Raw genomic sequence first — 14,080 nt, forward strand, 5'->3', positions numbered from 1 at the left:
GGCGTCGCCGCCACCCTCGACCTCCGCAACGACGGCAACGTCGCCCTGGCCCTGACGCTGCGGGTCACGCCGGCGGCGCGGCTGGTGCCGCGGCACGTCGAACTCGCCCCGGGGGCTCAGGTCCGGGTCGTGGTGCGGTGGACGCCCGAGGACGTCGCGCGAGCAGACGCCGCGGAGCGCTGGGTCGTCTCCGCCCACGCGGACGAACGCCTCCTCGCGCGCCGGGCGGTCCCCCTCCCGGCGTCCTCGGGGAGGCCACCCCCGGAGCCCGAGGGGCCGCGCTTCGCGGGGACGGTGGAGGTCCGCACCGAGACCGACGGGGGCGGGGCCGTGACGGTGGCGGGGCGCACGCGCGACCGCGACGCGGGCCGCGCCACGTTCGCGGTGGACGCGACGGTGCCCCGCGACGGACCGCCGGACCTGGACCTGCGGATCGCGCGGGGGGCCTGGCGCGTCGACGTCGGGCACGACGCCCGGGCCGCCCTGCCGGAACGACCGCGCGCGGAGGGGTTCGGGGTCGCGGTTCGCGTCGATCCCCTCGAGGTCGGGCCGGCCGTCGCCACCGTGGAGGGCTTCGTCCAGGCGCCCGTCGGGGACGCCGGTGCGGCGCCGGGGTCGACCGATCCCGCCGCGGGTCGTCCCGCCCTGCACGCCGGTGCACGCGTTCGCTTCGCGCCGGTGGAGGGGTGGGGCGTCGACGTGGGGCTGGCGGCGGTGGGGGGCGCGACCGAGGGGTCGTTCGGGGTGATGGCGTCCCGCCCCGTCGGGAGGACGGGGGGCGGCGTCGCGTCGGGGCGCGCCCGCGTCCACGTCCGCCGCGAACCGGCGGCTGCGCTGCGTACGTCGTGGGCCCTCACCGCGCGATGGCGGGGGGCGCACCACGCCCTCGCGTGGGCGTACGACGGGACGTTCGACGGGGCGTACGACGGGGCGTCCGAGGGGGCGACCGCGGGGCGGGACGGCGGACCGTCGCGAACCCTGGCCGCGACCGCGTCGTGGTGGCCCGACGCGGGCCGGGTGGGGTCGGTCGTGGCGCGCGCCCGGTCGGAACGGGGAGGCCGGACCCGCGACGACCTGGACGTGCGCTGGGCGGTCTCCTCGGGCCCGTGGGCCGCGTCGCTGCGCGCGGACGTCGGGCGGGACGGCGAGGGGTCGCCCGATGCGGGCCGGCGCGAGGGGGGCCTCACCCTCGGCGCCGGGCGGGACGGCGACGCGCGAGCGTGGCGGGCGCGCGTCGAGGTCGGCGTCCGGGGCGAGGGGGGCGTCCCGGCGGGGACGCCCCCGGGGGCGACGTGGACCCCGTCGGTCCGGACGGAGCTGGGGGCGGACCTGGGCGAGGGGGTGGCGACGGCGGAGGTGCGGCGGTGGCGGCCCGCTGGAGGTGCGCACCCCGAGCTTCGCGGAGAGGTCGCGTGGGACGGGCCGCTACCTGGAGGGCTGCACGCGAGCGTGTCGGCGCGGCGGGAGGGCCCCGTGGCGGCGGCGACGTACGGCGCCGACGTCGCGCTGGAGGCGCCGGGGCCGGGGGGCGGCACGGTGACGGCGCTCGCGCACCTCGGGTGGGGGCGCGGCGAGCCGCTCACCGCCCTCTCCGTGCGGTGGGCGGGCGCCCCGCCCGGAGTCGGAGGGTTCGGGGGCGCGGGCGCCCCCGACGTCGCCGCGTCGGTGCACCTCGAGGGGGGCGGTGGGGGGTGGCGCGCCCGCGCGGAACTCGCGGTGGCGCACCCCTTCGCGGTGCCGCTGGCGCCGCCCCCACCGACCGGGCGGGTCGAGGGCACGGTGGTGGGGCCCGACGGCCCCTGGGCGGGCGCGGAGATCCGGATCGGGGGGCGGGTCGTCACGACCGACGCCCAGGGGGTCTTTCGGGTGGACGGGCTTCCGGTTGGGGAGGCGTACGTCGCGCGCGGGGCGGTCGGGTGGCCGTTCGACGCGCGCCTCGATCCGCCCCCACCGCACCGGGTCACGGTCCGCGCCGGCGAGGTGACGCACGTCCACTACCGCGTGGTGCGGACCGGCACGCTGACGGGGTCCGTGCAGGTCGAGACGCCGGCGTCCGCCACGGACGGCGTTCCCCTCGCCCCGGATCCGGGCGTGGACGTCGGGGCGACCGAGGTCGTGCTGACCCGCGCGGGGGAGCGCCTCGTGGTTCGGCCGGGCCCGGACGGACGCTGGCGGCGGACGCACGTCCGGCCGGGCACCTGGCGGGTCGAGGTGCACCTCGCCGCGGCGTCGACGCGCGTGCGCGCCGTGCACGCGCCCGACGCGGTGCACCTCCCGCCGGGTGGGGAGGCGGCGGTGCCGGTGGGGGTGACGGTGGAGCCGCGCACGGTGCGTTCGCGGGACGGCGGCACCCTCTCGGTGCCGAGCGACGGCGAGTGATCGGGTGGGGCGGACGTCCCTGGTTGCGGCCCGCGTGCCGTGACGTGATGCGGTGGAACGCGAAACGAGGAGGGTGTGCATGCGCGGTACCACCGCACCGATTCGCCACGACCGCGACGGGGGCAGCGATGCCACGCGCCGCGCGCGGGTCGCCCTCGCGCCGCTCGACGCGGAGGACGTCGCGACGCGCGCGCTGGTCCGCGATCTCGGGGCCGGGGGGCTGGACGTCGACGTGGTTGCCGGCCCCCCGGAGGCCGGGGAGCTCCCCTCGGGCGCCGACGCGCTCCTCGTGGACGTCGACCCGGTGTCGGGCGCCGGGTGGGCGTGCGCGGAGGCGGCGCGGACCGACGTCCCCGCGGTCCCGCTCCTCGTCCGGATGGTGGGCGAGGACGTCGATGCGACCCTCCGCGGGTTCGATCTCGGTGCGGAGGACGTGCTGCTGCACTCGACCGCATCGGCCGAAGTCCTCGCGCGGATCGGGGTGGTGATCCGCCGCCACCGCGCCGATGGCGTCATCCGCTACGGCGATCTCGTCATCGATTTCACCGCCCGCGCGGCGTTTCTCGGGTCGCGACCGCTCGACGTGTCGGGGTTGCAGTTCGACGTGCTGGCCGTGTTGGCGCGGCATCCGGATCGGGTGTGGACGCGCCGCGAACTGGTCGAACGGGCGTGGCCGGCGTCGGGCACCCCGTCCGCGCGGAGCGTGGACGTGCGCATCCGCCACCTGCGGGTCGCGTTGGGCGACGACGTGCACGACCCCACGTTCATCGAGACCGTGCGCGGCCGCGGCTACCGGTGGCTCCGGGCCGGCGCCGCAGTGACGCATGCCTTTACGGATCCGTAACGACGCGGTTACAATTGCGGGTATGGTACCGTGTACGCCGCACCAAGCGAAACGAGGCACCCCATGACCGTGCGCCCCCCCACCCTCCGCCCCACGTCCAACGTCCTGTTCGTCGGCCTCGACGCGGCGCTCCGGTCGGCCCTCGAGCGTCGGCTGACCGAGAACGAGGTCCGCGTCGTCGTGGAGGACGACGTCGACGCCGCCCCGGCCCACGGGCCCGACGTCGACGTCGCGGTGATCGACGTCCGCCACGCGGGCGCCCTGGATCTCGCGCGCGGGCTCCGTCGCTTTCGGCCCGAACTCCCCCTCCTGAGCATCGGCGCGGCGGACGACGTCGCGACGACCGTCGAGCTGCTCGATCGCGGGGTCGAGGATCACCTCGAGGCGCCGGCCGACGCGGACGTCGCGGCGTGGCGGGTGCAGGCGGCGACGTCGGGTGGCGTCGGGGTGCGTCCGCTCGGGGCGCAGGACCTCCGCTTCGACGAGGGGGCCCGCACGGTGCACTACCAGGGTCGCAGCGCCACGCTGACGCCGGGCGAGTACGACCTCGTCGCGACGCTCGCACGCAAGCCCGGGCACGTCTTCCGTCGCGGCGACGTCGTCGCGCGCCTGTGGGGGCGCGACTCGGAGAACGGCGAGCGGGCGGTGGACGCCCTCGTCAGTCGGACGCGACGCCGCCTCGAGCGGGAGCTCGGGGTCGAGGGCGGCATGATCCGCACGGTGCGGGGCGTCGGCTACCAGTTCGAGCGGCGCCGCACCGCGCGCGAGGACGACGCGGAGGCGGTGGCGTGAGCGGGGCTTCGGGGGACGCCGTGAGCCTCTTGTGGTTGCGCGCCGACGCGCCGTCGTTGGGCGACGTCGGCGCGACGTTGGAGCGCGAGGGGTACGTCGCGCACGTTGCGCCGCAATCGGCGCCGGACGCGCACGCCGCCTCGTTGGGCGTCGACGCCGTCCTGCTCGACGGGCTCGAGGAGGCGGGCTGGCGCTTCCTGCGGAGCGTGCTGTCGAGCCGGCCGGACCTACCGATCGTCGTGGTCGCCGAATCGCTTCCGCCCGAGGCGCGGATCGGCCTGTTGGATCTCGGGGTCGCCGCGCACGTCCCGGCGCCGGTCGACGACGCCGTCCTGGCGGCCCGCCTGCGCTGGGCTCGGGCGCGGCGCGAACGCCGCACCGCGCACTCCGGTCCGGTGCTCGAGGTGGACGACGCGCAACGCCGCGTCTGGCTGAACGGGGAGGCGCTCGACCTGCCGCGGCGCGAGTTCGACGTCCTGACGATGTTGATGATGAACGCCGGCCGCGTCGTCCCGCGCGAGCGCCTGATGCAGTCGGTGTGGGGCCCCAGCTACAGGCCGGGCTCCCGGTCGCTCGACGTGCGCGTCAGCCGCCTCCGCAAGCTGTTGGGGGACGGCGAGCGGGAGGCGGCGCCGGCGATCGAGACGGTGCCCGGCGTCGGGTACCGGCTGCTGGTCTAGGGCCCGGCGCGCCTCCCCGCGCGCTTCGGCGCTCGAGCCCGCGTCCGGACCCGAGCGCCGAAGCGTTCAGGTGGCGGCGACGCCGGGCGCCGCGCGGCGCGACCGCGCGAAGTTGATCCCCAGCACCGCCGCGATCAACGCGAAGCCGGCGACCTCGATGACGAACGCCGGGAAGAAGATCGCGACGGTCCCCGCGCTCGCCAGCAGCCGGGAGAACCACGTCATGCGCGTGAACAGGAACCCCTCGATCGCCGCGGCGAACGCCCCGAGCGCCGCGAACGCGGTGAGGACCGTCCAGGCGACGTACCACCAGGCCCCCCCGAGGATCATCTCGGGGTTGAACACCATGAACAGCGGCACCAGGTAGAGCCCCTTCGCGAACTTCCACGCCTCGACGCCCGTCCGCATCGGGTTGGCACCGGCGACGCCGGCCCCGGCGAAGGCGGCGAGGGCGACCGGCGGGGTGACGTTCGAGTCCTGCGAGTACCAGAACACCAGCAGGTGCGCGATGATCAACGGGATCCCGAACTCCTGCGTGAGGGCGGGACCCGTCAACACGATCAGCACGATGTAGCTGGCGGTGACCGGCAGGCCCAGGCCCAGGATGAGGCTGGCGATCAGGACCAGCAGCAACGCCAGCAGCAGGCTGCCGCCGGAGAACGAGATCATCAGGCTCGAGAACTTGAGGCCCAAGCCGGTCAGCCCGACGACGCCGACCACGATGCCGGCGACCGCCGTCGCGACCGACACGGGGAGGGCGTTGCGGGCCCCCACCTCGAGCGCCTCGAGGGTCTTGACCGCACCCCGGGCCAGCGCCCGGCCCCACGATTCGTCGGCCTCCGCGGGGCGGGCGAGCACCGACCGGCCGGCCAGCGTCGCGGGGGCGGCGGCGTCGACGCCGATCTCCGACGGCGGGTTCGTCGGGGCCCGCCCGAGGGTGAAGCGGCGCACGACGTAGCGAAGCGCGCTGACGGCGAGGATGGCGAGGATCGAGACGAAGCCGACGCGGTCGGGGGAGATGTTCTGCAGCAAAAAGCCGATCAGGACCGCCAACGGCACCAGGAAGTGCCACCCCCGCGCGAAGACGTCGCGGACGTTCGGGAGCTCCTCCTTCGTCATGCCGCGCATGCCGCGCTTCGCGGCGATGATGTCGACGAACAGGTAGACCGTCGCGAAGTACAGGATCGCCGGGAGGATCGCCAGGCGCACGATCTCGACGTACGGAATGCGGGTGTACTCCGCGATCAGGAAGGCGCCCGCCCCCATGATGGGCGGCATCACCTGCCCCCCCGTGGAGGCGGCGGCCTCGACGCCGCCCGCCTCCTCGGGCTTGTAGCCGAGCTTCTTCATCAACGGGATCGTGAACGAGCCCGTCGTCACGACGTTCGCGATGGCGCTGCCCGAGATCGAGCCCATGAAGCCGGACGCGATGACGGACGCCTTCGCCGGCCCGCCGCGCTGCCGCCCCGCCGCGGCGTAGGCGAGATCGATGAAGAAGCGGCCCGCCCCGGTGATCTCCAGGAACGCACCGAACAGCACGAAGATGAACACGAAGGTCGCCGCGACGCCCAGCGGAATCCCGAAGATCCCCTCCTGCCCGAGGAACAACTGATCGACGATGCGGTCGACGCCGTACCCGCGATGCTGCAAGATGCCGGGCAGCGTGACGCCGTCGATGAGGCCGCGCGGGCCGGTCATGGCGTAGAGGATGAAGACGATGCCGATGATCGAAATGGTCGGCCCGATCACGCGGCGCGCGGACTCCAGCACCACGACCGTCCCGATGGCGCCCATCAGGATGTCGGTCGGCGTGTAGAAGCCCGAGCGGTTCACGATCGCCGTGAGGTTGATCAACAGGTAGCCCGTCGACGCGAGCGACGCACCGATGAGCGCCAGGTCGACCGGCCAGCGGATCCACGGGTTGCGGCTGGTGGGGAACAACAAAAAGGCCAGCACCAGCACGAACGCCAAGTGCCCGCCGCGCTGCACGAACAGGTTCACCGTCGCCAGGCCGGCCGTATAGAGCTGGAAGAGCGAGAGGCCGATGGCGACGAGCGCAATGATCGCCGCGACGACCTGCGCGACGCGTCCGGGGCCCGCCTCCGGCGGCCGGCTCACGGCGTCTCCACGATGGTGACGACGACCCGCTCGCGGGCGGCGAGGGCGGACAGGTCGAGCGTCCGGTCGCCGGCGTGCAGGGTGTGGTCGTTCACGCCCGGGTCCCCGACGCGGAGGAGGAACCCCCGCTCCGGGACGGGCTCGTCGATGTCGCGCACCCAGTACCCGCCGCGACCGTCGCTTTCCAGCGTGCCGCGCCCCGGAACGTGCCCGAGGCCCGCGTCGAACGCGGGCATGTGGCTGGCCTCCAGCACCATGCGACCCCTTTCGAACCGAAAATAATCTCGAACCAAGATACCGGTGACGGAGTGACGCCAGGACAGCATCCAGGCGCCGTCGTCGGGGAGGGGGAGGCGGGCGACGGACGTGCCGTCCTCCCAGCGTCGAACGTCGATCACCCGGTCGGGACCGGGCTGCGGGTCGGGACCGGCGGCGAGGGCGGTGGCGGCGAGCAGGAGGACCGCGAGCGCTCCCCCGACCCGCCGGGCCGCGCCGCGCGGGAGGGTCCCCACGAACCCTCCCGCGCACCGCACGGGACGTGCGATGGGCACGTCCGCCCCCTTAGTTCGGGGGCATCAGGTCGGCGGGCACCTCGTAGCCGGCGTCCTCGAAGTAGCGGACCGCGCCGGGGTGGAACGGGATCGGCGTGGCGGCCAGGGACAGCTCCGGCGTGGTGTTGTTCGCGCTCGGGTGGACCGCGATGACCTCGTCGATGTGCGTGTAGAGCACGTCGAGGAAGTCGTACGCCAGTTGCTCGTCCATCTCCGCGGCGACGAGGATCACGTTCGGGGTCCCGATCGTGCTGACGTCCTCGTCGACGCCGGTGTACGTCCCGGCCGGCAACGTCACGGGCGCGAACACGTCGCTGGCCCCGAGGCCGTTCTCGAGCTCCTCGCCCTCGATGCTGACGATCTCGATGTCGCGGGTCGTCGCCAGGTCGAGGATCGAGCTGGTGGGCGGACCGACCGACCAGAAGCCGGCGTCGATGTCGCCGTCGCGGAGCGCCGCGGCGGTCTCGTTGAAGTTCAGGCGCTGCTCGTCGATGTCGTCGTACGTGATGCCGTTCGCTTCGAGGATCGATTGCGCCGACACCTCGGTGCCGCTGCCGGGGGCCCCGACCGAGACGCGCTTGCCCTCGAGGTCGGCGAGGCTCTCGATGCCGCTCCCGGCGAGGGTCACGAGGTGCACGGTGTTGGCGTACGCCACCCCGAGCGCCCGGAGGTTCGGCAGCTGCGGCGGCTGGCCGTCGCCACCGAAGTTGCCGGTCCCGGTGTAGGCCTGGAGGACCGTGTCGGCGAGCGCCAGGGCGATGTCGGACTCGCCGCGGGCGATGAAGCCGGAGTTGGCGACCGACGCGCCGGTGGACTCCGCCGCGGCGGTGTAGCCGTCGATGTAGGTGTTGATGAGTTCGGCGTAGGCGCCGCCGGTCGGGTAGTACGTCCCGCCGGTCCCGCCGGTGGCGATCGAGAGGCTGTTCTGCGCGAACGCCATCCCGAGGGTGAGGGCCACGGCGGCCAGCGCGGATGCGACGAATCGGTTCGACATACCGGTCCTCCATTACGAGCAGGGGGAAGTTGGGGACGAACGTCCCTTTCGAATTGTGCCCCGACATGCGTGGGACGGCTGCCGGAGTGTGAGGATGATGACGGTTCGTCCAACGGCCCGTCTGTGCCCTGCGCGACAGTGGTTTCCGGCCCGGTGGTACAACGACGCCATGCTCGACGACCTGCTCGTCCTCGACCTCTCCCGCGTCCTCGCGGGGCCCTACGCGACGCAGGCGCTGCGCGACCTCGGAGCGCGCGTCGTCAAGGTCGAGGCGCCGCACGGCGACGACACCCGCGGGTGGGGCCCCCCGTTCCTCGCCGGCGAGGGTAGCGACGCGGGCTACTTCGCGTCGGTCAACCGCGGCAAGGAGAGCCTCGCCGTGGACCTCAAGCGGCCCGAGGGCCGCGACGTCGTCCGTCGCCTCGCGCTCGAGGCGGACGTGCTCGTCGAGAACTTCAAGGTCGGGGACCTGGCCCGCTACGGCCTCGCGCCCAGCGACCTCGCCGCCGACCACCCGAGCCTGATCTACGCCTCGATCCGGGGGTACGGCTCGACCGGTCCGCGCGCCCACGACCCCGGGTACGACGCGGCGTTGCAGGCCGCGACGGGCCTGATGGCGATGACCGGCGAGGCGGACGGCGAGCCGGTCAAGGTGGGGGTGGCGTGGATCGACGTGCTGAGCGGTCTGCACGCCGCCACGGCGATCCTCGCCGCGGTGCACCATCGCGACCGGACCGGCGAGGGGCGCCACCTCGATCTGTCGCTCTACGAGGTCGGCCTCGCCTCGCTCGTGAACCAGGCGCAGGGGGCGCTCCTCACCGGGGCCGCCCCCGCCCGGTTGGGCAGCGCCCACCCGAGCATCGTGCCGTACCAGGCGTTCGCGACGGCCACCGACCCCCTCATGCTGGCGGTCGGCAACGACGCGCAGTTCGCGCGGGCCGCCGCCGTCCTCGACCTCCCCGACGTCGCCGACGACCCGCGCTACGCGCACAACGCCGGGCGGGTCGAGCACCGCGAGGTGCTGGTGCCGCGCATCGCCGCCCGCCTCGCGGAACGCCCGCGGGACGCCTGGCTGGCCGCGTTCCGCGAGGCGGGCGTCTCCGCCACGCCGGTCCTCGACCTGCCCGACGCCCTGCGCGACCCGCAGGCGGAGGCGCTCGGGACGGTCGGCACCTACTCGCACCCCGACGCCGGCGACGTGCCCTTCGTCCGGAGTCCGCTGCGGCACCACCGGCCGCTCGCGGCGGCCGGCGACCCGCCCCCCGCGAACGCCGAGGGTGCGAAATCCCGCGAGGACGCGGGCCGTCCACCGCGGCGGGGCGAGCACGGGCCCGCGATCCTGCGCGAGGTGCTCGGGATGGCGGACGGAGAGGTGGACGCCCTGATCGATGCCGCCGTCCTGCACGTCGACTGACGTACGCCCGGTAGGCTCGCCCCGTGCGCTCCCTCGAACTCCTCGTCCTCCTCGCGCTCGCGGCCCGCGCCGGCCTCGCGGTGCGCCCGGGGCCCCGGGACGGTGCCCCCCGCGTCCGCCTCGAGGCGACGGCGGTCCTCGCCGTCGCCGTCCTGGCCCAGGTCGCCCTCGAGGGCCTACGCTGGACCCTCGCGCCGCTCCACGCCCTCGCCGTCGCCTGGATCGTCCGCGACGTCGTTCGCGCGGTCCGCGGACGTGCGCACGGCGCGCCGCGTTCGGGACCGCGCGCCGGGACCGCGGTGGGTCTGACCGCCCTCGTGCTCGCGGTCGCCGCGCCCTCCTGGATCCTCCCCGTCCCGCGACTTCCCGCCCCGACCGGCCCCCATGCGGTCGGCAGCGCTTCGCTCACCACGACCGTTGCCCTCCCCGCCGACGCCTTCCCCCCCGGAACGGCGTCGGCGACCGACGCCACGCCCGAGGCGTCCCGCCGCGTCCGCGCCCGCCTCTGGTACCCCGCCGCCCCGCCCGCCGGCGGGGCGGCCTGCGAGGGACGCTGGCTCGAGCACCCCGGCGCGATGCTGCCCGCCCTCGCCGAGCGGGGCGGGCTCCCCCGCGGGGCGATGACGCACCTGCGCTTCGCCCGCGTGCACGCCTGCTGGGGCGCCCCGGTCGCCGACCTGGGGACGCTCCCGGTCGTCACGCTCGATCACGGGCGCGGCGGCTTCGCGGCGCAAACCACCTACCTCGCCGAAGAGCTCGCGTCCCACGGGGCGTTGGTCGTCGCGCCGGAGCACCCCGGCGGCGCCGTCGCCACCTGGGTGGACGGGGCGCTCGTCCCGTTCGACCCGGTCGCCTTCGGGGCGGGGCTCGACGGCGCGGCGTACCGCGAAGCGATCCGCGCCCTCGGCCGCCGCTGGGTCGCCGACGTCCGCGCCGTTCTGGACGCCGTCGAGGCAGGCGAAGGCCCGCCGGGCCTGGCGGAGCGGATGGCTCGCGACGTCCTGGTCGCCGCGGGGCACTCCACCGGCGGCGGCGCGGCGTTCGGGACGTGCGCCGCGGAGCCCGGCTGCCGCGCGGCGGTCGGGTTGGACCCGTGGATGCTGCCGGCCCCCGCGACGCTGCTCGGGCCGGCGACGTCGGCGGGGGGGCTGGACGCCGACGTGCGCGCGGTGTTCAGCGACCCGGCGCGCGGGTTCTTCGAGCCCGCCAACCGCGAGGCGTTCGACGGCCTCGCCGAAGCGACCCGCGCCCGCGGGCACGACGTGCGCGCCGTCGCGCTCCCGGGGGCGGGCCACAACGACGTCACCGACGTGCCGTTGCTGTCGCCGCTGGCCGGCCTCCTGGGGCTGTACGTCGGGCCGGCCCCCGCCGCCGAGGTTCACGCCCGCGTCCGCACCGAGGTCATTGCGGCCCTGGAACGGGCGCGCGCCCCCGCCGACGCCGCCCGGCGCCGGTAGCATCATTGGCGGAGGTGCCCGCATGACGATCCCCCCGGTGTCCGGCTCCGACCGCCCCGAAGCGGACGCGATGGCGGCGGCGTACGCCGCCGCGGACGCGGTCCTCGCCCGCATGACGCTCCGTGAGCGCATCGGCCAGATGACGCAGCCGGAGAAGGGCAGCGTCACGCCCGACGAGGTCGCCGAGCACGCCCTGGGCTCGGTGTTGTCCGGTGGGGGCGGCGCGCCCGACGTCAACGACGCCGCGCATTGGCGCGCCATGATCGACGCCTTCGCAGGCGGCGCGCGCCGCAGCCGGCTCGGGGTGCCGCTGCTGTACGGCGTCGACGCGGTCCACGGGCACAACAACCTGCACGGCGCGACGATCTTTCCGCACAACGTCGCCTTGGGCGCCGTCGACGACGTCGACCTCACCGAACGCGTCGCGCGCGCCACGGCGCTCGAGACCGCGGCGACGGGGGCGCGCTGGACGTTCGCGCCGGCCCTCAGCCTGCCGCTCGACGTGCGGTGGGGCCGGACGTACGAGGGGTTCGGCCAGGATCCCGACCTCGTCGGGCGGCACGGGGCGGCGGTGGTCCGGGGCCTACAGCACGTCGCGGAGGGCGACCGCGGTCTGCGCGACGGCGGCGCGGTCCTGGCGTGCGCCAAGCACTACCTGGCCGACGGCGGGACGCGCTACGGGTCGTCCATGCGCGTCGACCGCGACGACCTCGACGCGGCGACCGAGGACCCCACCCTCGCGAACGCCGGCTCGCACGAGGCGTTCCTCGAGGAGATGGCGCGCGGCGCCTGGACGCTGGACCAGGGGATGGCGGAGGGGAGCGAGGCGCTCCTGCGGCGGGTGTTCCTCGCGCCGTACCGCGCCGCCCTCGAAGCGGGGGCGTTGACGGTGATGGCGTCGTACGGCGCTTGGAACGGCGTGCGGATGCACGCCCACCGGTCCCTGCTACAGGACGTCCTGAAGGGCGAACTCGGCTTCACCGGGTTCGTGGTGAGCGACTGGGACGGCGTCGCGCAGCTCGATCCCGAAGACCCGCGCCGCGCCGTCGCGACGGCGGTGAACGCGGGGATCGACATGGTGATGGTCCCGTTCGCGTGGCGGGCGTTCATCGACGACCTCGCCGCCCTCGTCGACGCCGGCGAGGTGCCCGAGGCGCGCGTCACCGACGCCGCCCGCCGGATCCTGGCGGTCAAGGCCCGCCTCGGTCTGCTCGACGGCGTCGACGCAGAGGCGGCCTCCGCCGGGGCCCCCGCCGCGGAGCCGGGGCGCGACGTCGTCGGCTGCGACGCCCACCGGGCGCTCGCGCGGGAGGCGGCGGGGCGCAGCCAGACCCTCCTCGCGAACGACGGCGCGCGGCTGCCGCTCGCGCCCGAGGACGGACCGTTCCTCGTGGCGGGGGGCGCGGCGGACGACGTCGGGCTGCAGTGCGGCGGGTGGACGGTCTCCTGGATGGGGTCGCCCGGCCCCATCACGCCCGGCTCGACGCTGCTCCAGGGGATCCGGGAGCACGCCGGCGACGCCGACGTCGCGTACGAGCCCGCCGGCGACGGCGCGCATCGCGCACCGGTCGGCATCGTCGCCCTCGCCGAACCCCCCTACGCCGAGGGCATGGGGGACCGCCGGTCGCTCGCCCTCCCCGACGACGACGTCGCCCTCGTGGAGCGGGTCCGGGCGCGCGTGGACCGGCTCGTGGTGATCGTGTTCTCCGGCCGCCCGCTCGTCCTCGGGTCCGTCGCGGACCTCGCCGACGCGCTGGTGGCCGGGTGGCTGCCGGGGAGCGAGGGGGCGGGCGTCGCCGATCCGCTGTTCGGGGTGCGCGCCTACGAGGCGCGCCTGCGCTACGTGTGGCCGGCGTCGGACGCCGCGCTTGCGTTGCACCCGTTCGGGCCCGACGGCGAGCCCGAGCCGCCCGGACCGGACGACCCGCGGGTCGCGTGGCCGCTCCTGCACGGCCGGACGACGACGCCGCGCCGTTGAGGGGCCGCGCTCAGTCGGCGGGTCGGTCGACGAGGATCGGCAGCGGATCCACCGCATCCCAGTCGCAGGGGTCCTCGGGATCGCCGGAGAGGTACATGCCGAGGTGCAGGTGCGGCGGCGTGGTGCGGGCGTTGCCGCTGTTGCCGACGTAGCCGAGGACGGTGTCGGGGGTGACGTACTGGCCCTCGCGCACGTCGGCGTAGCGTTCCAGGTGCGCGTAGTAGTAGCGCGCCCCGCCCCCGCCGACCACCGTGACGGTCCGCCCCCCGAGCGTGCGTTCGCCGATCCGCCAGATCCACCCGTGCGTCGCGCTGCGGATCGGGGTCCCGCGCTCGGCGAAGATGTCCTGCCCCTCGTGCCGCCGCCCGCCGCTGCGCGGGCCGCCCCACGTGTCGGCGACCTGCGCGACGCGGACGCCGTCGACCGGCATCACCAGGGCGTCGTCGACCGCCTCCCCCGCCGCCGCGACGTACAGGGGGAAGACCTCGCGGTAGCGCGCGCGGATCTCCCGCGCCCGCGCCTCCGCTTCGGTGTCGGGTGGGGGCGGCGGTTCGTCGGGGCCGGGGCAGACGAAGGGTGGCTGTTCGACGCCGGCCCCCTCGGGCGGGACCTGGCCGGCGACCGACCCCATCAGGGTCGCGACGAGGAGGGCCGCGAGGCGCGTCGGGGGACGGGGCCCGGAGGCGGGTCGGGCGCGCGGTGCGGGCGGTGCGGGCGGCACGGACCCTGCGGGCGGCACGGACCCCGCGCGCGGAGCGGTCCGGGGGTCGGGCGGGGACGCGAGGGGGTCCGGGCGCATGCGCGACAGGTTACGCGGGCGGTGCGGCGACGTCCGTGCTCGGGATGGCGGAGGGAACCGTCGAGGCGCGCACG

11 protein-coding genes are annotated in these 14,080 nt (G+C 75.7%); 7 read left to right on the forward strand and 4 right to left on the reverse strand.

What is annotated here, in order from left to right; genetic code table 11:
• The 4 genes from RI554_07370 to RI554_07385 form a co-directional block, all read left to right on the forward strand.
• A partial coding sequence (locus RI554_07370) for a hypothetical protein (protein MDR9391834.1) occupies nt 1-2,379 on the forward strand: 2,379 nt, incomplete at its 5' end.
• A gap of 79 nt (nt 2,380-2,458) precedes the next feature.
• Nucleotides 2,459-3,223 carry a response regulator transcription factor gene (locus tag RI554_07375; GenBank protein ID MDR9391835.1) on the forward strand — a complete coding sequence of 255 codons (765 nt, stop codon included), beginning with the start codon at nt 2,459-2,461 and terminating at the stop codon, nt 3,221-3,223.
• A 63-nt stretch (nt 3,224-3,286) separates the two neighbouring features.
• Nucleotides 3,287-4,015: a winged helix-turn-helix domain-containing protein gene (locus RI554_07380; GenBank protein MDR9391836.1), complete on the forward strand. Its 729-nt coding sequence runs from the start codon at nt 3,287-3,289 to the stop codon at nt 4,013-4,015.
• Entirely contained in the window at nt 4,012-4,695 is a 684-nt protein-coding gene (locus tag RI554_07385) for a response regulator transcription factor (GenBank protein MDR9391837.1), read from the forward strand. Before RI554_07380 ends, RI554_07385 begins: the two co-directional genes overlap by 4 nt.
• 66 nt (nt 4,696-4,761) lie before the next feature.
• Here RI554_07385 and RI554_07390 read toward each other — a convergent pair whose 3' ends face one another.
• Genes RI554_07390 through RI554_07400 form a run of 3 tightly spaced genes read right to left on the reverse strand, consistent with a single transcriptional unit; the run spans nt 4,762 to nt 8,358 of the window.
• Complete coding sequence (locus RI554_07390; GenBank protein ID MDR9391838.1) at nt 4,762-6,813, reverse strand: TRAP transporter fused permease subunit; 2,052 nt, start codon at nt 6,811-6,813, stop codon at nt 4,762-4,764.
• On the reverse strand, nt 6,810-7,325 hold the full coding sequence (locus RI554_07395; protein MDR9391839.1) for a DUF1850 domain-containing protein: 516 nt from the start codon (nt 7,323-7,325) through the stop codon (nt 6,810-6,812). Before RI554_07395 ends, RI554_07390 begins: the two co-directional genes overlap by 4 nt.
• A 49-nt stretch (nt 7,326-7,374) precedes the next feature.
• Nucleotides 7,375-8,358 carry a TAXI family TRAP transporter solute-binding subunit gene (locus RI554_07400; protein MDR9391840.1) on the reverse strand — a complete coding sequence of 328 codons (984 nt, stop codon included), beginning with the start codon at nt 8,356-8,358 and terminating at the stop codon, nt 7,375-7,377.
• A gap of 169 nt (nt 8,359-8,527) precedes the next feature.
• Here RI554_07400 and RI554_07405 point away from each other — a divergent pair, with 169 nt between their 5' ends.
• The 3 genes from RI554_07405 to RI554_07415 are packed head-to-tail and all read left to right on the forward strand — an operon-like array spanning nt 8,528 to nt 13,207.
• Nucleotides 8,528-9,772, forward strand: a complete 1,245-nt coding sequence (locus RI554_07405) for a CoA transferase (protein MDR9391841.1) — start codon at nt 8,528-8,530, stop codon at nt 9,770-9,772.
• A 23-nt stretch (nt 9,773-9,795) separates the two neighbouring features.
• A complete protein-coding gene (locus RI554_07410) occupies nt 9,796-11,229 on the forward strand; it encodes a hypothetical protein (GenBank protein ID MDR9391842.1) in 1,434 nt (477 codons plus the stop codon).
• A 22-nt stretch (nt 11,230-11,251) separates the two neighbouring features.
• Nucleotides 11,252-13,207, forward strand: a complete 1,956-nt coding sequence (locus RI554_07415; protein ID MDR9391843.1) for a glycoside hydrolase family 3 protein — start codon at nt 11,252-11,254, stop codon at nt 13,205-13,207.
• Between the two features lie 10 nt (nt 13,208-13,217).
• Here the strand turns inward: RI554_07415 and RI554_07420 are convergent, their stop codons facing one another.
• Nucleotides 13,218-13,928: a M23 family metallopeptidase gene (locus tag RI554_07420; protein MDR9391844.1), complete on the reverse strand. Its 711-nt coding sequence runs from the start codon at nt 13,926-13,928 to the stop codon at nt 13,218-13,220.
• Between the last annotated feature and the right edge of the window lie 152 nt (nt 13,929-14,080).

Source organism: Trueperaceae bacterium (genome assembly GCA_031581195.1).
In the GTDB taxonomy this organism is placed as follows: Bacteria; Deinococcota; Deinococci; order Deinococcales; family Trueperaceae; genus SLSQ01.